Raw genomic sequence first — 20,179 nt, 5'->3', positions numbered from 1 at the left:
CAGGCCCAGCGACGGCCGCCCGGCGTTTCGTCTGTCGGGTCGCGGTTTGAGTCGCAGTTCAACGGACCAGTCCAAACAGTCCGAGCCCTGTCAAGATCGCAAACTTGAGCGCGCAGTGAACACTTTGGTACCGTCCGGCGGCACTATGACGGAGCCCCTGACGGGGGGAACCTCCGCTGAGGCTCCCTTCATTGATGACGACGCACTGCGCCTACCGAGCGACTGGGACGCGGTTGTGGATGTCTGTATCGGCGGGCAGTGGGTGTGGTCTATTTCGCCACCTTCTCGGCGAGCAGCCGCTCAAGGCACCTCGCGCCGCATCCCGTGGCCGCACGCCCTGCGGCCCTATCTCGACGGGAAAGCGCAAGTCACCATTCGCGAGCACATCAGTAAGCGTGTGCTGGCGGACCAGGACCACTGGTTCGGCACCGGTGACGGGGAAGTCCGCATCGTTGACGCGGCCGGTCAGCCGCTGTCGCTGGACAAGAACGGTCATCTGCAGCGTGCTTTTGACACTGGCAGCACGGCGATGGTCGATTCCCTCCTTGACGGCGTCGAGACACTACTCAGGGATCTCCGCGAGGAGTGCGGCATCCACGCGTTCATCGCGTTCGGCGCACTGCTCGGCGCGGTTCGAGAAGGCGAACTCATCGGGCACGACAGCGATGCTGATCTCGCGTATCTCAGCGACTATACGCATCCGCTCGACGTCGCCCGGGAATCGTTCCACCTGCGCCGAGTGCTCCGCCGACACGGTCACACAATCAGCCCGCTCTCCGCGGCAAGCTTCAAAACATTGATTACCGACGCGGACGGCGACACTCGCGGCATCGATGTCTTCGCTGGCTTCATCGTCGACGACGACTTCCATCTGCTTCCTGCCGTTAAGGCCCCGTTGCCCCGCTCGGCGATCCTCCCCCTGGGCGAAGTGACCCTGCACGGTCGGCAACTGCCAGCACCAGCCGACAAGGAAGCTCTTCTCGAAGCAACGTACGGCGAGAACTGGCGAGTGCCGGACCCGTCATTCACATTCCGGCCGCCTCGGTCGACGCGTCAACGCCTCACAGGATGGGTACGCGGTTTGCGAAAACAACATCAATACTGGGAGTCCTTCTACAGCGGACAGAAGAGCGCGGCCGTCCCAGACGAACCGTCCGCCTTCGCGCAATGGGTGCACGAACGCGAGTCGACGTCGCGCCCGCTCGTAGAAATCGGCTTCGGCACCGGTCGAGACGCGCTGTGGTTCGCTGGCCTGGGATACCAGGTCCACGGGCTCGAATACGCGCACTCCGCTGTGGAACACGCTCGCGACACCGCGAATGCCACAGACGTGTCGGCGGAGTTCGAGGTTTTCAATCTCTATGAGCTACGGCAGGTCCTGGCAATGGGAGCCCGCCTGGCGCAGGACGCGACACCGAAAACACTCTACGGGCGCTTTCTGCTGCACGCTCTGGAAGATGACGGCCGCCAGCACGTTTGGCGACTCGCCCAAATGGCGCTGCGAGCGGGCGGACTTCTTTATCTCGAGTTCCGCACCGGCGCGGACGCCAAAACGGAACACGCTTTCGGCGAGCATTTCCGCCGTTTCCTTGACCCGGACGCTGTGGTCAACGAGATCGAGGCCCGTGGCGGACACATCGAATACCGGGAGGAAAATCACGGCTTGGCCGTATACAAAGACGAGGACCCGCACGTGTGCCGACTCGCCGTGAGGTGGAGCCAGTGAAAAGGCAGCTCCGAGCTGGCGCCCGCCGCCTCGCCGAACAGCTTGCCCCTACTGTGATGGCGTCGATCTCCGATGTCCCGCGCCTGCGCGCAGAGGTGCGACAGGCGCAGCAACGCGCGGCCACCGCCACCAAACGCACAATGGCACTGCGCCATCGGGTCGAGAAACTGGAACGCCGCCGACATGCGGCGGCCGAACGCCAGATCCGCCAACTCCAAGACCGAGTCGCAAGCCTGGAAACCGAGCTGCGGCTAGAACGGCAGCTCAACCGGCACGTCGCTGAAGTGATCGACGTCGTCCAGGAAGTCCTGCTACCGGCCACGAGCCGGGATGACGACCTGCTCAGGGAAGCGCTGGACCGCTACCGCGACAGCTTCTAGCGGCGGTCGATCAACGTCCGGAGCGAACGTTTACGGCGCACTCGCGGAGTGCCCGAGCTCCCACTCGTGGACGTCCACCACGTCGCCCACGGCGATGTCGCCCGGCTGCGTGACGGCTGCCTTCATCGCGAACGCGACACCACCATCGGCGTCACGCCGGTAGGTAGCCAGCGTGCGCAGCGGTTCCGGGCCCGGTTTCTCGCCGCTGTCCTGATCGATCGTGGTCACCTGACACCGGATGTCGCGCTTGGCGTAGCCGAACCGGGCGGTGCCGATCGACATGGTGCGGACGTCGTCCTCGGTGTGCGGCCTGCGCCAGCCGTCGAGCACGATGTTGACGCGAAACCGATCCATCGGCACGGGTTCGCCGCCGCGTTCCAGGATGCGCGCGGTGAGCTCGTCCAGCGAGGCGAGCGAGGCCACGGTGACCGCGTGACCATCGGCGAACCCTGCGGTTCCGCGGTGCAGTCCGCTGGTCTGCCGTCGGTGGTCCTGGGGAACGCGAGCCAGCCGGCACGGTTCACCAAGCACAGTGGCGAACCACTCTGCGACCTCGTCACCCTGGTCGATGCCGTGGCCGATGTGCTTGAACACCGTGACAGGAATCCGCGTGCCGTCCCGCCGCACGGCGAGCGTGAGCGTCCCGGCCGCCGGGTGCCGCACGGTGAGGTGTTCGTTCGTGACCGCTACTCGGATGGCTGCCATCGTGCGGTGTTCACGCTGGGTGAGACACACGCCATCGGCGTTGACCACCGTGAATGTGCGGTCGTGCTCCAATCCGGCCTCGGTCACGTGCGCGCGTTCCGCCGTCACGCCGCCACAGGCTTTGATGGGGTAGTAGCGCAAGGCACGCACAGTAGCTCCGGACGTCACGACACGACGTTATCCGACCGGTACGAGAGCGCGCGTACCGTCAGCTCTACCGCGCTACCTTTTTGACGCATGAGGGTTTTCGTCACTGGCGGCACCGGAGCGATTGGTGGCCATGCGGTGCCCGCACTCATCCACGCAGGCCACTCGGTTACCGCGCTCGCCCGCACTCCGGACAAGGCCGCCGCGCTACAGGCCCAAGGCGCAGCGCCGATTACGGTCTCACTCTTCGACCGCGCAGCACTCGCCGACGCATTCGCGGGTCATGACGCCGTCATCAATCTCGCGACGGCGCAGCCGTCGATGGCGCGGTTCCTGCGTGCCGCGGCTTGGCGGGAGAGCGCACGTATCCGCACAGAAGGTTCGGCGAACGTCGTCGACGCGGCGATCGACGCTGGTGTAAGGCGGATCGTGCAGGAGTCGGTAAGCATGTTGTATCCCGACAAGGGTGCGGAATGGATCGACGAGAGCGTGCCACCGGATCCGTACCCGATCGCCCGCGGCAACCTGGCCGCCGAAGCCAGCGCGCAGCGATTCACCGAAGCGGGCGGCATCGGCGTCGTGCTGCGGTTTGGTTTGTTCTACGGCCAAGGCGCTCAACACAGCGAGCAAATGTTTAGTCTCGCCCGCTCACACATCGTCACGGCGGTCGGCCCATCAGACAGCTACACGCCCACCATCCACATGGCTGACGCCGGTGCTGCCGTCACCCACGCGCTCGACGTCCCTGCCGGGATCTACAACATTGTCGACGACGAACCATTGACTACCCACGACTTCGCCGCAGCGCTCGAAGCGGCAGCAGGCAAGCGGGCTTGGGTGCGGGTGCCGGGCAGGGCGGCCTTACTCTTCGGTGATCGGATGGCCTCACTCACTCGCTCGCTGCGAGTCAGCAACGCCCGGTTCAGAGATATCACCGGATGGGAGCCGCGCTACCCCAGTGCCCGCGAAGGCTGGGTAGCCACGGCATCGGCGCTCCACGGTTAGCGTCCGCTCCCACTTCGCGCGCAACTGCTCGAGCTGCTAACGATGAAGCGCCTTACGGCGCACGGCTCCGATCACGGCGGTACCTACGAACAGCACGACGCCGATGATCCCGATCCACATCAATCCCTCGACCGCGAACCCGACGACCGAGACGATCACCCACACAGCGAGCAAAACAATGAAGAGCACGAGCATGATGGCCTCCACACCGCGAGGTCGACGGGTGAACGGGTCGTGTCACATCGACCGGCAGACCCATGTCGACCTGGCTTGATCTATGCCCCCCATGATCCTCCTCATCGCCCAGGAGCGCATCTCCCTCCGGTCACGATGCGACGATCACACCCCGAGGGCCCACGAAGCGTAGGGTGAATGGTGTCGAAGGCATTTCGCACGAGAGCGGTCAAGCTCACGTCGTCCTCGACAACACCCAGATCGGTCGCTTCGCGGCCGAAGGCGGGAGTCACCACCATGAAGTCGGGACCATCCACGCACGTCACTGCCCCACCGGCCATGATGGCCAGCGAGCAGCCTCCTCCCACGCCGCGCATGCAGCTGAAGCCGGAGGCGCCCACAACGGGACATGTCGACGGTGCGTGGTGGCCCCGATCCCTTCGGCAGCCGCGGCTACCCATAGCTGGGAAGCTGAAGGCGGCCACGTCACTCAGGGACGTCGTGTAGCGCGAGACAACAGCGCAAGTTCCGTTCGGTAACCCACGGCGCCGGCATCGTTGGCACGAACGAACCCCCTGATCGCTGAATGGCGTCCCGCGCCAACTGGCTGTGGCGCTGGCCACGCCCGCGGAAATCCGTAGCATCGCGCGCTGTCACAGGGGCAGACTGCGAACATGACGCAACGCAGCATGGCGCAGCTGGAGGCCAAGCTCGACTACTTCCTCGATGCCCCCGCCGACGTGGGAACCGTCGAGCTCGTGGTGCGCAGGCCGGCCGTTGACCAGCGCGAAGTCCTCGCCGAAGGGGAGTTGGACCCGGCTGTCGGACTCGTTGGCGACACCTGGATCGAACGCGGCAGCAAGCGCACCGACGACGGGTCATCGCACCCGGACATGCAGCTCAACGTCATGAACGCCCGGATCATCTCCTACATCGCGGGCGATCCTGATCGCAGGGCGCTCGCGGGCGACCAGCTCTACCTCGATCTCGACATCACCGAGGCGAACCTGCCAGCGGGCACCCGACTGGCGCTGGGCACCGCGGTCATCGAGGTCACCGAGCAACCGCACCGGGGATGCGCCAAGTTCTCCGACCGCTTCGGCATCGACGCGCTGCGGTTCGTCAACTCGCCGCATCGCCGTGAGCTGCGGCTGCGCGGGCTCAACGCCAAGGTCGTCACCCCCGGCGTCGTGCGCCCTGGCGACACAGTCACCAAGGTCGCCTAGCCTTCTCCGTTCCGCTCGACCTCCGGCGGCGCTTCCTCCGGGCGCACGAGCACCACCTGCGACGATGGTCGCTCGGTACGGCCACGGCGCTACGGCCGGTGCGCCGCGGACTTCCCGCCCGCAGGGCGCAACCGGCTGATCAGCGGGTCGTGATCGCTGCTCTGGTCATGAAACTCCGCGTTGATATGCACCGCGTCGATGTCGGCCTCGTCCAGCGCTGGCGAGACCAGGATGTGGTCGAGCACCTGCGAACGTCCCTCGTAGATGTAGGTGTACTGGTCGTGGGTTGGTAACTCGTCGACCAGCGCACGCAGCGCACCGCCCTCGGTCAGCGTTCCGATGGTCGGGGAGAACTGGAAGTCGTTGATGTCGCCGGCGACCACGACGTTGGCGTGTTCGTCGACCGCGAGGACGTCGTCGACGAACCCGCGCACCCGCTCGGCCTGCGGGATCCGCTCCTGCTCCGAGACGCGTTCCGGCGGCTGGAATCGGCCGTGCACCGGCTGATCACCGAACTTCGAGCTGAAGTGGGTCGCCACCACGAACACCGTCCTGCCCCGGAAGGTGAACTCACCCGCCAACGGCTTTCGGCTGTCCACGAAGGCATCATCGTTGGGCGCGATACGGCCGGGGGAGATCGAGAGCTGGGGCTCGCCGCGGTCCGAGGTGACCTCGACCGGCGTTGTGGCGTCGCCGCCCTCGCGGTCGACGAACGACACGCGATGTGGATCGAACAAGAACCCGACGCGGATGTTGCCGCCGGGCTGGCCGCCGTCCTGCCCTTCAAGCGGGTCGATCTGCCGCCATTCGTAGCGCGGCCCGCCCGAGTCGACGATCGCGTCGGTGAACCGCCGCAACGTCTCGTCGGCCGCGACCACGCCGTCGTCGGTGTCCGCGGGACCGTTGTTGTCCTGGATCTCGGCCAGCGCCACGATGTCTGGCGAGCGCAGGTTATCCACAAGCTCTCGCGCCAGCGCGTCGAACCGGGCCTGGTTATCCACACCGGACAGGTTTTCCACGTTGTAGCTGGCCACCGACAGCTCGTTCGGCCGCTGCTCGCGGGTGGTCTCCCGTGCCAGCCCGCCATCAACGACGCGGCCGAGTTCGGTCGCCTGCAGGGTGTATCCGCCGAAGCGGTCGTACTCGATGACGCCCGACGTCGTGCCGCACAGCGTGTCGCCAGTGTCAGCGTCGGGGAACGGCCGCTCGCTGAACGGAATCAGTGACTCGATCTTGAGTACGCCGGTGTTGTCGTTCTCGTATCCGGTGTAGACGGTGCCGCCGCGCGGCGAGGCGTACTGGTCTGGCTTGGTGGTCACGTACAGCTCGTAGTACGGCGTGCTCGGACCGACGAGACGCGGGCCGTCCACCGCCATCCGCATGCCCTCGCGCGACTCCCAGAAGTCAAGCGCGTAGCTGTCCGGAGCTAGTTCGGACGGTTCGATGGTGCCGCCTGGGGTATCGGTGAGCACATCGGACAGGGTGTCCGGCTTCAGCAACTCGGCGTCTGGCAGCGGGTTTCCGGGCGACCGAACTGTCCACTGTGCATCCACTAGCTCCGTTGTGGACAGATACGGCGAGTCGGCAGGATTGGTCGGGTAGAACTCCTTCACCGTGCCAGTGACCTGGACGGCATCGCCCGGCTCGACGTCCGGCGTGGTCGCGCCGGTGAACACGAACAGTCCCTCGCTGGTGCGCGGGTCGTCGTCGCCATCCGGGTCCTGAAACCAGAACCCGCGTGCGGAGCCGAACCGCTTGATCGCGGTGACCACGCCGCTGACACCGGAGACCGTCTCGCCAGCGTGCGGCGAGAGCCACGTCGTTCCCTGGATACCCGCGATGGTCTGCGTGTTTTCCGCCGCTGCCGCCGTAACACCACTGCCGATCACCGCTGCCGTGGCGAGCGCGACCGTCGCTGTGCGGGCCAACCGTTGCCGGATCATCACCGCGCCCCCTCTCAATTATGGACGGTGACGACATCGTCGCTCAGTGGAATGAACGGCGAAAGAAGGCGAATTGACGATTACGACGAACTACACCCGGTTGGCTCACTACTTTCGTCGGTTATGCCACGGAATCGGCGCAGTGACCCGGTGCCATGCCGCAGTCGAGCAGGTCATGCGCGGCGCTCACGCTCCGGCAAAAATGTTCCCCCGTTCAGCCTATTGTGAACGGCATTCATACCCGATTGGGTGATCGGGGTCACGAGCCGCTGCACAACGGCGGACAACCCGGGAGGGATGAATGAGAGCAACGCTCGCTACCGCGACGATCGCGCTGTTCACGGCGTCGATCATCGGTGCTATCCCGGCATCGGCGCACGAACAGGTGTTCGATGATGTCTCACCGCCAACGGCGGAAGAACGTGAGGCGGAACTGCAAAGCGCCCCGAACGGCACCGCGGCCTGCGTCAACGGCGTCGCCGCCGACACCTACAGCTGCGATGGCATCGACATGCTCGACCATCTGTGGCTAGAAGACCTCGGCCTCAGCTTCGCCAACGACATGTGGGGCTGGACCGACCCGGCGACCGGCACGGACTACGCCATCGTCGGTGGCACCGAAGGCACCGTGTTCGTCGACCTGAAGAACCCGCGCAAGGCGGAGGTCGTCGGCATGCTGCCTGCGCACGTGCTCGACGAGCACCGGCCGTACTGGCGCGACATCAAGGTGCACGACAACCACGCCTTCATCGTCTCCGAGCAACGTCCACACGGCATGCAGGTCTTCGACCTGACTCGGCTGCGCGACGAGAGCGGGACGTTCACCGAGGACGCGCATTACGACGGGTTCGGCAACGCCCACAACGTCGCGATCAACGAGGACACCGGCTACGCCTACGCGATCGGCACCAGCACCTGCGATGGCGGCCTGCACATGGTCGACATCAACGACCCGACCAACCCGACCGGCGCCGGTTGCTACGCCGACGACGGCTACATCCACGACACCCAGTGCGTGACGTACTCGGGCCCGGACGCCGACTACCAGGGCCGGGAACTGTGCTTCAACTCGAACGCCGACCGCGGCGGGGACGGCCACTTCGTGTCCATCACGGACGTGACCGACAAGGACAACCCAACCAGGGTCGCCCGTGTGCCGTATTCGGACGCTGGCTACAGCCACCAGGGCTGGCTGACTCCGGACCAGAAGTACTTCCTGCACGGTGACGAGCTCGACGAGGTCTTCCACGGCAACAACACCCGGACCCGGATCTGGGACATGCGTGACCTCGACGACCCGAAGCACATCGGGACGTTCGACAACGACACGACGTCGATCGACCACAACATCTACACGAAGAACCAGCGCGCCTACGCCTCGAACTACACATCGGGCTTGCGCGTGTACAGCACGAAGGACGTCGCCTCCGGCGAGCTGGAGGAGAAGGCGTTCTTCGACGTCTACCCGGAGAACGACAACGCGTCGTTCGAGGGTGGCACCTGGAGCAACTACCCCTACTTCGAGCGGGACATCGTGGGTGTCAGCACGATGGACCGGGGGCTGTTCATCCTCAAGGTGAAGTAAATCTGGTGAGGTACTCCTGCCTCAGTGCGACGAAGGGCTTCTTACTCGCTGCGAGTAAGAAGCCCTTCGTTGTGTCAGCGCGTCACCCACACACGGCGCCATCCGCGGCGGACCCGACCAGCTTCGCGAACTTCGCCAGGACACCGGTGGTGTAGCGGGGCGGGCGGGGCTGCCATGCCTTCCGCCGCCGTTCCAGCTCCGCGTCGTCCACCAGCAGGTCCAGCGTGCGGGCATCGAGGTCGAGCCGCACCCGGTCGCCATCAGCGACCAGCCCGATTGGCCCGCCGTGCGCGGCTTCCGGCGCGACGTGCCCAATGCACGGACCGTGGGTAGCCCCGGAGAACCGGCCGTCGGTCAGCAGCAGGACGTCCGAGCCGAGACCGGCGCCCTTGATCGCCGCGGTCACCGCCAGCATCTCGCGCATCCCAGGCCCGCCTGCCGGGCCTTCGTAGCGGATCACCACCGCGTCACCCGGTTTGATCTCGCCCTCGGTCACCGCGTGCATCGCGTCGGTCTCGTCGTCGAACACCCGCGCGCGGCCCTCCGTCACGCCACCAGCCAGCGACGCGCTCTTGACCACCGCGCCTTCCGGGGCGAGCGAGCCGCGCAGGATCGTCAGCCCGCCGGTCGGCGCGAGCGGGCTCGCCGCCGCCGCGATGATCTTGCCGTCCGGGTCGGGCGGGCTGATCTCCGCCAGGTTCTCCGCCATCGTCGCGCCGGTGACGGTGAGCGTGTCGCCGTGCAGCAGGCCCGCGTCAAGCAGCGCCTTCATCACCACCGGCAGCCCGCCGACGCCGTCGATGTCACTCATGACGTACCGGCCGAACGGCTTGACGTCGGCCAGCAGCGGAGTCCGCTCACCGATGCGGTTGAAGTCGTCGATGTTCAGCTCAACCTCGGCCTCACGCGCGATGGCGAGCAAGTGCAGCACGGCGTTGGTCGAGCCGCCGAGCGCGGTGACCACGGTGATGGCGTTCTCGAACGCCTTGCGCGTCATGATCTGTCGCGCGGTGACGCCGTTCTTGATGAGGTCCACGACGGCGGCCCCTGATCGGTGCGCGTAGTCGTCCCTGCGACGGTCCGGTGCGGGTGGCGACGCGGACCCTGGCAGCGACATGCCCAACGCCTCGGCCGCGCTCGCCATGGTGTTGGCCGTGAACATCCCGCCGCACGCACCCTCGCCGGGGCACGCGTTGCGCTCGATGTCGTCCAGTTCCTCGGCCGTGATGCGGCCAAGCGCGCACGCGCCGACGCCCTCGAAGGCGTCCTGGATGGTGATGTCGTGGTCGTCGATGTGGCCAGGCAGTGTCGACCCGGCGTAGAGGAACACCGAGGCCAGGTCGAGACGCGCGGCGGCCATCAGCATGCCGGGTAACGACTTGTCGCACCCGGCGAGCAGCACCGTGCCGTCGAGGCGTTCCGCGTGCACCACGCACTCGACGGAGTCGGCGATGATCTCGCGACTGACCAGCGAGGCACGCATGCCCTCGTGGCCCATGGAAATGCCGTCCGACACGGAAATGGTGCCGAACTCCATCGGGAAGCCGCCCGCATCGCGAACGCCGCCCTTGGAGCCTGCCGCGAGCCGCTGCAACGACAGGTTGCACGGCGTGATCTCGTTCCACGACGACGCGATGCCGATCTGCGACTTCTCGAAGTCCTCGTCGGTCATGCCAACGGCGCGCAGCATCGCCCGCGCGGGCGCGCGCTCATAGCCGCTGGTCACCTCGGAGCTGCGGGGTTTGTTGGTGTGCTGCTGCTCGGTCATGCAGGAATCCTCCCTCATCCCGCATGACAACGCCCACGCGCGTCTCCCACCGCTGTTGTGGCCGCCGTCCGAGCCCCGGCGTCAGCCGATATCGCGACGACGAAACGCCGCGAGACCGGCACTGACCAGGGCCGCCGCGACCACCGTGAGCAGCACCAGCGGCGTGACCTCGACCTCGACAGCGGGCAGCTGCGGCACGTGCGAGAACGGCGAGAGGTTGTTCAGCCAGGACGGCAGTCGCAGCAGCGGGCCGAGCATGCCGATGAACAGCCCGTAGCCGAGCACCACCCACGTGGCGTGCACCGCGCCGGGCAGCAACCCGAACAGCATCAGCGCGATCCCGGTCGTCAGCCACACCGCGGGGATGTAGGCGAGGGCCGCGCCGAGCAGATCAGCCAACAACGCGGAATCGCCGGTGCTCGCCATGGCGCTCAAGCCGAGGCCGAGCCCGCTGGCCAGCATCACCACCGCGCCGCCGCAGAGCGCGACGGCCAGGTGTCCCGCCACCCACTTGGTGCGGGTCAGCGCGGTGGACAGCACCGCTTCCACGCGCCCCGCCGTCTCCTCGGTGCGCATCCGCGCGATGACGAGCACGCCGAACACCGAGCACACCATCGCCAGCATCGCCATGATCGAGGCGAGCCAGGACTGCATGAACGACGCGCTGCCCATGGCGCGGATGAAGTCCTGCATCGCCGGGTTGTCCTCGACGAACGTCTCCACCTCCGCGGCCAGCGAGCCGTACATCGCGCCGAACAGGAACAGCGCCGACGTCCAGCCGATCACCGCACCTCGATGCAGCCGCGACGCGAAGCCGACCGGCGTGCTCAACGCGTCCGACGCACTCGCCGCTCCTGGCCGGGGGCGCAGCAGTCCTGCCCCGACGTCCCTGCGGGTGCTGAGCACGAACGCGGCCGCGATCAGCACGCCCGCGACGACAAGCCCGAGCAGCAGCGGCCACGCCGTACCGTCCACATAGGCCTTCGTCCGCTGTGCCCAGCCGATCGGTGAGAGCCACGACAGCGCGTCGATTCCCATGTCGCCAGCCGCCCGGAGCGCGAACGCGATGCCGATCAGCGCGCCCGCCATGCCGGATGCCGCCCTGCCGTGCTCGAATGCCTGCGCCGACACAGCGGCCGCTGCGGCGAACACGACGCCGACCATCGCCAGCGACACGGCGAACAACGCCGATCCGCCCCAGGTGATCGTCTCGATGCCGAGCCCGCCAAGCACCACGGTGAGGACGACCGCGAGCAGCAGGTTGGCGATGACGGTGACCGCCAGTGCGGCGGTGAGGCTGGCGTGGCGGCCGACGACGCCCGCCTTGATCAGCTCAGCGCGGCCCTGTTCCTCCTCGTGCCGTGTGTGCCTGCTGATCATCAACACGCTCATCAGCGCGACGAAGATGGCGAGGAAGCCGAGCATTTCGTTGGCCAGCATCGCGCCGAATGTGTAGTCGTCCAGCCCGAAGCCAGGACCGCTCATGGCCGTGGCGGCGGGTGTGTCCATCAAGGCCGCGCGGGACTGCCGCGACTCCGCCGTCGGATACAGGCCGGGGAATCCGGCCACGGTGGACACCGTCAGCGATGTCAGCGCCGCGATCCAGACCGGCATCCGGACGCGCTCCCGCCGCAATGCGAACCGCAGCAACGTGCCGACGCCGGTGAGCATGCTGTCGGAGGTGCGGGTGGACTGTGCTCTCACGACAGTCGTGCTCATGACGTGGTCGCCTTGCCGTTGCCGCGAGCGGTCTCCTCGGTGTAGTGCCGCAGGAACAGCTCCTCCAATGTGGGCGGCTGGCTGACGAGGCTTCGCACACCGATCGAGGTGAGCTGCCGGAGCGCATCGTCGAGCGCGGCGGTTTCGACGTCGAACCGCACCTTGCTGCCCTCGATCTCAAGGTCGTGCACATTGGCCAGCGTGGCGAGCCCGTCGGCGGGCCCGGCCAGCTCAGCGGTGATCGACGTCCTGGTGAGGTGCCGCAGTTCGGCGAGCGTGCCGGTCTCGACCGTCTTGCCGTTGCGGATGATGCTGACCCGGTCGCACAGCGCCTCGACCTCGGCGAGGATGTGGCTGGAGAGCAACACCGTGCGACCTTGCGCCCGGTCTTCCTGGATCGCCGTCTGGAACGTCGCCTCCATGAGCGGGTCGAGGCCCGCGGTGGGCTCGTCGAGCAGCAGCAGGTCGACGCGCGACGACAGCGCCGCGATGATCGCGACCTTCTGCCGGTTCCCCTTGGAGTAGGTGCGGCCCTTCTTCCTCGGGTCGAGATCGAACCGCTCGACCAGATCGTCGCGCCTGCGGGTGTCGAGCCCGCCGCGCAGCCTGCCGAGCAGGTCGATGACCTCGCCGCCGGAGAGGTTGGGCCAGAGGTTGACGTCGCCTGGCACGTACGCGAGGCGCCGGTGCAGGCTGGCGACGTCGGTCCACGGGTCGCCGCCGAGCAGGCGCGCCGTGCCCGAGTCGGCCTTGAGCAGGCCGAGCAGCACGCGGATGGTCGTGGTCTTGCCTGAGCCGTTGGGCCCGAGGAAGCCGTGGATTTCCCCCCTTGTGACGGTCAGGTCGAGACCGTCGAGCGCGCGGGTGCGTCCGAACGACTTGTGGAGCCCGGTAACCGCGATCGCGGGTGTGGTGTCGTCCATGCCCGGGAAGCTACACTTGTTTCACAACTTTGTGAAGATGATAAAAGTTCACATGGTCAGCATGCTGGCGAGCGGTTCAGGTGAGAGAGGATGCCCCGGTGACTCGGGACGCGAAACGGGACGACGCACTGCTGCAGTTCGTGGAGAAGCTCGCACTGGGGCTCGCCGAAATGGGCTGGCAGCGGATGGCGGCGCGGGTGTTCGCCGCGCTGATGGTGACCGACAGCGGCAGGCTGACCGCGGGTGAGCTGGCATCAATGCTGTCGGTGAGCCCAGCCGCGATCTCGGGTGCGGTGCGCTACCTGGACCAGGTCGGGCTGATCATCAAGGAGCGCGTACCCGGCGAGCGGCGCGACTCCTACCGGGTCCGCGACGACATGTGGTACGCCAGCTTCCTCAAGCAGGACCGGCTGATGAAGGTGTGGGTGGATACCGCGAACCAAGGCATCGACATCCTCGGCGCGAACACTCCCGCTGGCCAACGCCTCGCCGAGATGCGCGACTTCTTCGAGTTCTTCGCTGAGGAGATGCCACTACTGTTCGAACGCTGGCATGCCCGCCGCCTCGAGGCCCAGTACGCCGACGGCGTGGACTGACGCGGCGCGGCGGACGGGGCCGGCACCGCGCGAGTCGCACCTTGTTGTGCGCGAGTTTCACCCTACGGCGCGCGAACTGCACCGTCGCTCGGGTCGACGTCGAGAGCGGCACGAAATCTGTTGATCTAGAGACAGAATGGTCGTTATAGCGACCACAACGCCTCAAGATCGACAGGAAACGGTGCCCCCGGACCGCCGGACGGACCTGACGCGCCGTCCGGCCACCCAACTACGGATGCCGGCAGGCGCACGTCCGGCGCACGCAACCCCGAGAGCGCACGCACGGACCATGCGCCTGCCGACACCACAGGCAGAGCGGTTACTTCCGCTCCGCCGCCTTGATGGCCTTGTCCGCGACGGCGCCGATGAACTTCGCCAGGCCGCGCTGGGCGATCTTGCCCGTGCCTGGGATCCGCTCGTCGAACGTCCCGCGCCAGGTCAGCTGAGTCCCACCGCCCGCGCGCGACTCCAGCCGCACCTCGGCCTGATAGTTGCTCACCGGGCCGGGCGTCAGCAGCTTGTAGGCGTGCCTGCGGTCCGGTTCGTACGCCGTGGTCTCCTCCTTGACCCCGACCGGGCCAGCACCGAGCTTGCGGATCGCACCGACACCGTTCGGAGCGTCAGCGCCCGGCTTGACCAACGACGAACTCGCGACCAGCGGCTTCGCCCACTCCGACCAGCGTGCCCCGTCGCTGACCAGCGCGAACAGTGTCGCCGCGTCGGCGTTGCTCGTCCGGGTGACTTCAAAGGTGAACGACTCTGCTGGCATGGCTGCCTCCTCGGTGATCACTTCACGTCGCGACAGCCTATGCCGTCACCCCGGGTCACCCCCAGGTGCACCAATCGGAGGACGGCTACCGGGCCTTCCCGACAGAAAGATCGGCAAGCATGTCGGCGTTGTCGTCGGTCGCTGGACAAAGCTACCACCCAGAGTGGAACCTGTTTCACCTGTCAACACGAATACTTTGTCCTGTATTCGTGGGCGCTTATACTGGAGACCGCCGACGGACGCCATCAGCCGACTTAACCAGGCCCCCGCACCTAGCCGGAGAGAGCCGCGATGATCTCGACCATGCTGATCACGCGAGTCGGCAGCGCTCACGTCACTATCCGTCGGAGCAGCTGATGACGATTCGCGATGTGCCCAACAGGTCCGATATGGACTGTGGCGGCGATATTCCAGCCAATGTTCGGATTCGCCGATTGGTCTCACTTGATCCGGAACGATTTCACACGGACATGCGCCATGTGGACATCGGCGGAGGCGTGCAGGTCAGCGCCATCAGCTGGGGCGGACCGGTTGAGGTCGAGACAGAGCCACTCCTGACCAGGTACCTGGTCACCATCCCACTCACCGGGGAGATCACCGTCGACCTCGGCGCCGGGGACGTCGTCGCCAACCCCAGGCGTGCGGTGATCATCGACCCGCGCGCGGAAACCGCGCAACGCTGGTCGGCCGACGCCGGAGCGATCTGGCTGCATCTCGCACACGAATGCGTCGAGGACGAGGCGCGGCACCTTCTCCGAGCCGAAGAGAGCGGCATGAACCTGCCCGAACGACGGCCAGTGGAACTCGCGCCGAGCCTGGACCTCACCCGGGAGCACGGGCAACGCTGGCGGGCCACCGTGCAGCGGCTTGTCGACGTGCTTGACGAATATGAACCGGGCAGCCTCCCACCACACCGGGTGACCGTACTTCGGCGCGAGGTCGTCACCGGACTGCTGCGAGCCGCCTGGCCGCGGTAGCCCGCACGACAACCGTCACCAAACCGGGTGTTTCCCCCCAATGAGACCCGGCACCGAATTGCGAACCACCCGAACCCGCGCTGGAGTAGTCGTGCGGCTACGCAACGCAGGCAGGTACGAGCGCCTGCCGCCGTGCCCCGCCATCCGGCAGGGGACATCTAAGGAGGATGCGAGATGGACTTGAACGACCTGTCCAACAAGGCCAAGGACGCCATGAACGAGCACGGCGACAAGCTGGAGGGCGGCGTCGACAAGGCCGCCGAGTTCGCCAAGGACAAGTTCGGTGACCACGCCGACACCATCGACAATGCCGCTGACAAGGCGAGGGACTTCCTCGGCGGCGACGACGGCGGCCAGCAGTAACACCAGCGGCCGTGCGTTGAAGCCCGCTGCCGAGTCACACACCGGCAGCCGGGTGAACCTCGGCGGCCACGAGTACCGCCACGCGGCAGGGGCGGGCACCGACGTGGTGCCCGCCCTTACTGCTGCTCGTGGTCCTCGTCGAGCATCGGCAGCGCGCCGACGGCGACGTCATCACTCAGCTCGGTGACTCGCCCGCCCTGCGAGCCGAGCGCCAGCAGCGCCTCGGGCGCGTCGGCCGCGGTCAGTTCGATGCGCACCGGTGAGCGCGGCGACCCTGCCTGGGTGGCGCGGGCCCGCGTGGCCTCGTACCCGGCGTTGATGGTCGCGCCAAGGGAGCCGGTCGACGCCAGCGCGCCGCGTGCCGCGCCGAGCATGCCCAACGCCGAGTCCAGCACCGGAAGCAGCGCGGCCCGATTGCCCTCCGCCATCGCGCGGGTCAACTCGGGGCGGGTCGCGGCGACCCGCGTGCCGTCGGAGAACGACCCGGCTGCCAGCGACAGTGGCAGCGCCCCGTCCTCGGCCCCCACATGGGCGAGCACCGCGGCGAGCAGGTGCGGCAGGTGGGAGATGCGCGCGACCGCCTCGTCGTGCTGCTCCGACGTGGTCGGTACGACCTCGGCGCCGACGGCGATGGCCAACTCGGCGACCTCGGCCCAGCTCGCCAGATCAGTACCCTCGTCGACGCAGACCACCCAGGCGGCCTTCGCGAACAAGTTGGCGTCGCCCGCCTGCCAGCCCGATCGAGTAGTACCCGCCATCGGATGACCACCGACGAAACTCGCCTGCGGCGCGATCCGCTCCGCCAAGCCGACGATCGGACTCTTGACGCTGGTGACGTCGGTGAGCAGGCAGTGCGGCGCCAGCTCTGCCACCGTGCGCAGCACCGTCTCGGCCTCGGTCAGCGGTACTGCGAGCACGATCATGGCGTCGCGTTCCGCCGCGCGGCGCAGCGCCGACTCCACGGCCGGTTCGACGTCGAAGCCGTCGGTGCGGGCAGCGTCGGCGTCCGCACTGGACTCCGTAGCACCCCAGGCTGTCCTGCCGGTTTGGGTGGCGGCGCGAAGTAACGAGCCACCGATCAGCCCAAGGCCGATCACGCACAGATCTCGCACACGCACAGTCTCTCATCGATTCGAGTGGTCAGGACCGCATCCCTCGGAATACCGTGTGTGAATGACGGTGCAAAAGCCGAGAGCGGGATTCGCGGTAGCCGCCGTGCTCGAGAACGGCGGCTGGCGGTGCAGTGAACTGGACCCGAACGCGCTGACCGACCTCGACGCGGCGATCACGGAGCTAGGCAAGATCGTCACGACGGGTGCCGTGGTGGCACTACTGTCCGTCGACGACGAGTTCTTCGTACTGATCCGGCTAGCCCCGAGTGGCACGGAACTGGTGCTGTCGGACGCCGCCGCCGCGCTCGACTACGACATCGCCGCCGACGTGCTTGACATGCTGCGGGCGGAGATGCCGGACGAGGACGAAGAAGAGACCTGGGCGGAAGGCGATCTCGGCATGATGTCCGACCTTGGCCTGCCGTCCGAGGAGCTGGAGATGATCGCCAGCGACATCGACCTCTACCCGGACGAGCAGCTGCGGATGATCGCGCGGCGCTGCGGGTTCGGCGACCAGTTCGATGATCTGCTCGACCGGCTCTGACCCGACGTGTCACCGGTGGAACCGACGACGGCGATGCGTGCTGCGCTCGCGACGGCCCGTGCCGCATTCGACGGCGATGACGTGCCCATCGGCGCGGTGGTGTTCGCGCCGGACGGCAGCGAGTTGTCCCGCGCGCACAACGCCAGGGAAGCGACCGGCGACCCGACCGCGCATGCGGAGATCCTCGCACTGCGGGAGGCGGCAGCGCGCCACGGCGACGGCTGGCGACTGGAAGGCTGCACCCTGGCGGTAACCGTGGAACCGTGCACGATGTGCGCGGGGGCGATCGTGCTCGCGCGGGTCGCGCGAGTGGTGTTCGGCACGTGGGAACCGAAGACCGGGGCGGTCGGCTCGCTGTGGGACGTCGTCCGCGACCGCAGGCTCAACCACCGCCCCGAGGTGGTCGCCGGGGTGCTAGCCGACGAGTGCGCCGCACTGCTGGACGAGTTCTTCCTGACCCATCGTGAACTCCGGTAAGGCCCCACCCCCATGCACGATCCGGCTTGGCCCGTCCGGTAGCCTAGTCGGCGGTAGCGTGTCCGAGCGGCCGAAGGAGCTCGCCTCGAAAGCGAGTGAGGGGCAACCCTCCGTGGGTTCAAATCCCACCGCTACCGCGCTTATGAACAGGCGAAACACCGGGTGACGGATCGAACGTCGCCCGGCGTTTCGTCGTTGTGGTCGCACTGTAAGCCGACCGCAGCTTCGCCGGGGATATCGCGTAATTGGCGCCGGATTCGCCGTAGTTTGTCCGTTTTCCACGGCCATCTGCCCGGCGAAGTGAGTCCCTCGTGCACAACTTCTGCCCACCTCTGTCCGCAGGGCGACAATTCTCAGGTTGACCGGCCGTGTTTGTGCTCCCATGACGTCGAGAGAGCGACGGCGAGCGGAGGACGTGTGACAGGCAACGGTCAGGTCGACCACCCGGGTCAGAAGCAGGACCGCGACGAGGTGTTCGTGGAGTTCACCAAGTCGATCTGCCCGGTCTGCAAGGTGCCGGTCGACGCACAGGTCAACATCCGTGACAACAAGGTGTACCTGCGCAAACGCTGCCGTGAGCACGGCTGGTTCGAGGCGTTGACCTATGGGGACGCCGAGCAGTACCTCGAGTCGGCCCGGTTCAACAAGCCCGGCACGCTGCCGTTGACATTCCAGACCGAGGTCAAGGACGGCTGTCCGTCAGACTGCGGGTTGTGTCCGGAGCACAAGCAGCATGCCTGCCTGGGGATCATCGAGGTCAACACCGGCTGCAACCTGGACTGCCCGATCTGTTTCGCCGATTCCGGGCACCAGCCGGATGGCTACTCGATCACACGGGAGCAGTGCGAGCGGATGCTGGACGTCTTCGTGGAGTCCGAGGGCGAGGCCGAGGTCGTCATGTTCTCCGGGGGCGAGCCCACCATCCACAAGCAGATTCTGGAGTTCATCGACCTGGCGCAGCAGCGGCCGATTCGCAGCGTCAACCTCAACACCAACGGCATCCGGCTCGCCTCGGACACCCGGTTCGTCGCCGCGCTCGGGGAGCGCAACGACGTCAAGGACCGCTCGGTCAACATCTACCTGCAGTTCGACGGCTTCGATGAGCGCACCCATCGGGAGATCCGCGGGAAGGACTTGCGGGAGATCAAACGCCGCGCGCTGGACAACTGCGCCGAGGCCGGCCTCACGGTCACACTGGTCGCCGCGATCGAACGCGGGCTGAACGAGCACGAGATCGGCGACGTCGTCGAGTTCGGACTATCCCATCCCGCTGTGCGGTCGGTGGCGTTCCAGCCGGTGACGCACTCGGGCAGGCACGTCGAGTTCGATCCGATGACGCGGCTGACCAACCCCGACGTGATCAAACTGCTGGTCGAGCAGCGACCGGACTGGTTCCGCAAGGACGACTTCTTCCCGGTGCCGTGCTGCTTCCCGACGTGCCGGTCGATCACGTATCTAGTTACCGAGGGCGCTCCCGGCGAACCGGACTTCGGGGTGCTACCGATCCCCCGGTTGTTGCAGGTGGAGGACTACCTGGACTATGTGTCGAACCGGGTAGTGCCGGACTACGCCATCCGAGAGGCGCTGGAGAAGCTGTGGAGCGCGTCGGCGTTCATGGGCACCGACGTGACCGAGGACCGGCTGCGCGTAGCGGCTGAGGCGTTGGATTGCGCGGACGCCTGCGGCGTGAACCTGCCCGAGGCCATGGCGGACCTGACCGACCGGGCGTTCATGATCGTGGTGCAGGACTTCCTCGACCCGTACACGCTCAACGTCAAGCAGCTGATGAAATGCTGCGTCGAGGAGATCACCCCGGACGGCAGGTTGATTCCGTTCTGCGCGTACAACTCGGTCGGCTACCGCGAACAGGTGCGCGAGCAGATGTCCGGTGTGAAGGTCGCGGACGTCGTGCCGAACGCGATCCCGCTGCGGCAGGTGGTCGAGGATTCGCCGTACGGGTCGAAGGTCGCGGCCGACCGGGACGGAGCGCGCGGAGATGGGGACGGCACGCGATGACTGGACGCGAGGCGGTAGCCGGAA

The 20,179-nt window shown here is 66.9% G+C and carries 20 protein-coding genes and 1 tRNA gene; 13 read left to right on the top strand and 8 right to left on the bottom strand.

Translation table 11 applies throughout. The annotated features are described in order from the left end of the window. Positions 1-145: 145 nt before the first annotated feature. Both AMYHA_RS04725 and AMYHA_RS04720 read left to right on the top strand, forming a co-directional pair. Positions 146-1,726 (top strand): class I SAM-dependent methyltransferase, encoded by a 1,581-nt coding sequence (locus AMYHA_RS04725; RefSeq protein WP_051399544.1) that lies wholly within the window; start codon positions 146-148, stop codon positions 1,724-1,726. Then, positions 1,723-2,106 (top strand): DUF6752 domain-containing protein, encoded by a 384-nt coding sequence (locus AMYHA_RS04720; RefSeq protein WP_157361813.1) that lies wholly within the window; start codon positions 1,723-1,725, stop codon positions 2,104-2,106. Before AMYHA_RS04725 ends, AMYHA_RS04720 begins: the two co-directional genes overlap by 4 nt. 30 nt (positions 2,107-2,136) lie before the next feature. Here AMYHA_RS04720 and AMYHA_RS04715 read toward each other — a convergent pair whose 3' ends face one another. Then, positions 2,137-2,979 carry an MOSC domain-containing protein gene (locus AMYHA_RS04715; protein ID WP_034268318.1) on the bottom strand — a complete coding sequence of 281 codons (843 nt, stop codon included), beginning with the start codon at positions 2,977-2,979 and terminating at the stop codon, positions 2,137-2,139. Positions 2,980-3,048: 69 nt separating this feature from the next. Here AMYHA_RS04715 and AMYHA_RS04710 point away from each other — a divergent pair, with 69 nt between their 5' ends. After that, a complete protein-coding gene (locus AMYHA_RS04710; protein WP_034268315.1) occupies positions 3,049-3,963 on the top strand; it encodes an NAD-dependent epimerase/dehydratase family protein in 915 nt (304 codons plus the stop codon). A gap of 36 nt (positions 3,964-3,999) precedes the next feature. Here AMYHA_RS04710 and AMYHA_RS26825 read toward each other — a convergent pair whose 3' ends face one another. Further along, positions 4,000-4,170 carry a hypothetical protein gene (locus AMYHA_RS26825; RefSeq protein WP_157361811.1) on the bottom strand — a complete coding sequence of 57 codons (171 nt, stop codon included), beginning with the start codon at positions 4,168-4,170 and terminating at the stop codon, positions 4,000-4,002. A 165-nt stretch (positions 4,171-4,335) separates the two neighbouring features. Between AMYHA_RS26825 and AMYHA_RS28350 the strand changes: the two genes are divergently transcribed. Then, entirely contained in the window at positions 4,336-4,644 is a 309-nt protein-coding gene (locus tag AMYHA_RS28350; protein ID WP_407919869.1) for a DUF5994 family protein, read from the top strand. 167 nt (positions 4,645-4,811) lie between these two features. Then, positions 4,812-5,363 (top strand): MOSC domain-containing protein, encoded by a 552-nt coding sequence (locus AMYHA_RS04700; RefSeq protein ID WP_034268313.1) that lies wholly within the window; start codon positions 4,812-4,814, stop codon positions 5,361-5,363. A gap of 89 nt (positions 5,364-5,452) precedes the next feature. Here AMYHA_RS04700 and AMYHA_RS04695 read toward each other — a convergent pair whose 3' ends face one another. Next, positions 5,453-7,306 carry an endonuclease/exonuclease/phosphatase family protein gene (locus tag AMYHA_RS04695; protein ID WP_051399543.1) on the bottom strand — a complete coding sequence of 618 codons (1,854 nt, stop codon included), beginning with the start codon at positions 7,304-7,306 and terminating at the stop codon, positions 5,453-5,455. Positions 7,307-7,607: 301 nt separating this feature from the next. On the opposite strand from AMYHA_RS04695, the gene AMYHA_RS04690 reads away from it, so the two are divergent. After that, a complete protein-coding gene (locus AMYHA_RS04690; RefSeq protein ID WP_034268310.1) occupies positions 7,608-8,891 on the top strand; it encodes a choice-of-anchor B family protein in 1,284 nt (427 codons plus the stop codon). An 82-nt stretch (positions 8,892-8,973) separates the two neighbouring features. Here AMYHA_RS04690 and ilvD read toward each other — a convergent pair whose 3' ends face one another. The 3 genes from ilvD to AMYHA_RS04675 all read right to left on the bottom strand — a co-directional run bounded on the left by ilvD (position 8,974) and on the right by AMYHA_RS04675 (position 13,301). Then, positions 8,974-10,659: a dihydroxy-acid dehydratase gene (gene ilvD / locus AMYHA_RS04685; RefSeq protein WP_034268306.1), complete on the bottom strand. Its 1,686-nt coding sequence runs from the start codon at positions 10,657-10,659 to the stop codon at positions 8,974-8,976. Between the two features lie 81 nt (positions 10,660-10,740). Further along, positions 10,741-12,378 carry an ABC transporter permease gene (locus AMYHA_RS04680; RefSeq protein ID WP_034268303.1) on the bottom strand — a complete coding sequence of 546 codons (1,638 nt, stop codon included), beginning with the start codon at positions 12,376-12,378 and terminating at the stop codon, positions 10,741-10,743. Continuing rightward, entirely contained in the window at positions 12,375-13,301 is a 927-nt protein-coding gene (locus tag AMYHA_RS04675; protein WP_034268300.1) for an ABC transporter ATP-binding protein, read from the bottom strand. The genes AMYHA_RS04680 and AMYHA_RS04675 overlap by 4 nt, the downstream gene beginning before the upstream one ends. A gap of 98 nt (positions 13,302-13,399) precedes the next feature. Between AMYHA_RS04675 and AMYHA_RS04670 the strand changes: the two genes are divergently transcribed. Then, entirely contained in the window at positions 13,400-13,897 is a 498-nt protein-coding gene (locus tag AMYHA_RS04670; RefSeq protein WP_034268297.1) for a GbsR/MarR family transcriptional regulator, read from the top strand. Between the two features lie 319 nt (positions 13,898-14,216). Here the strand turns inward: AMYHA_RS04670 and AMYHA_RS04665 are convergent, their stop codons facing one another. Beyond that, positions 14,217-14,666: an SRPBCC family protein gene (locus AMYHA_RS04665; protein WP_034275813.1), complete on the bottom strand. Its 450-nt coding sequence runs from the start codon at positions 14,664-14,666 to the stop codon at positions 14,217-14,219. 119 nt (positions 14,667-14,785) lie between these two features. On the opposite strand from AMYHA_RS04665, the gene AMYHA_RS27355 reads away from it, so the two are divergent. After that, the gene (locus tag AMYHA_RS27355; protein ID WP_084036813.1) at positions 14,786-15,643 is read left to right on the top strand and encodes a cupin domain-containing protein; all 858 of its coding nucleotides are present in this window, start codon (positions 14,786-14,788) and stop codon (positions 15,641-15,643) included. A gap of 174 nt (positions 15,644-15,817) precedes the next feature. After that, entirely contained in the window at positions 15,818-16,006 is a 189-nt protein-coding gene (locus tag AMYHA_RS04655; protein ID WP_034268293.1) for an antitoxin, read from the top strand. Positions 16,007-16,122: 116 nt separating this feature from the next. Here AMYHA_RS04655 and AMYHA_RS04650 read toward each other — a convergent pair whose 3' ends face one another. Beyond that, positions 16,123-17,118 (bottom strand): prephenate dehydrogenase, encoded by a 996-nt coding sequence (locus AMYHA_RS04650; protein ID WP_269189775.1) that lies wholly within the window; start codon positions 17,116-17,118, stop codon positions 16,123-16,125. 61 nt (positions 17,119-17,179) lie between these two features. Between AMYHA_RS04650 and AMYHA_RS04645 the strand changes: the two genes are divergently transcribed. From AMYHA_RS04645 to AMYHA_RS04630, 4 genes are all read left to right on the top strand, one after another. After that, entirely contained in the window at positions 17,180-17,662 is a 483-nt protein-coding gene (locus tag AMYHA_RS04645) for a tRNA adenosine deaminase-associated protein (protein WP_034268290.1), read from the top strand. Between the two features lie 33 nt (positions 17,663-17,695). Continuing rightward, complete coding sequence (locus AMYHA_RS04640) at positions 17,696-18,139, top strand: nucleoside deaminase (RefSeq protein WP_034275808.1); 444 nt, start codon at positions 17,696-17,698, stop codon at positions 18,137-18,139. Positions 18,140-18,191: 52 nt separating this feature from the next. Beyond that, a tRNA-Ser gene (locus tag AMYHA_RS04635) sits at positions 18,192-18,276 on the top strand. 280 nt (positions 18,277-18,556) lie between these two features. Beyond that, a complete protein-coding gene (locus AMYHA_RS04630; protein ID WP_051399542.1) occupies positions 18,557-20,155 on the top strand; it encodes a radical SAM protein in 1,599 nt (532 codons plus the stop codon). Positions 20,156-20,179 lie beyond the last annotated feature (24 nt).

Origin of the sequence: Haloechinothrix halophila YIM 93223 (assembly GCF_000504245.1) — a bacterium.
Classification (GTDB): Bacteria; Actinomycetota; Actinomycetes; order Mycobacteriales; family Pseudonocardiaceae; genus Haloechinothrix_A; species Haloechinothrix_A halophila.
The sequence above is the reverse complement of the archived record's forward strand: the minus strand, read 5'-3'. Positions and strand labels throughout refer to the sequence as shown.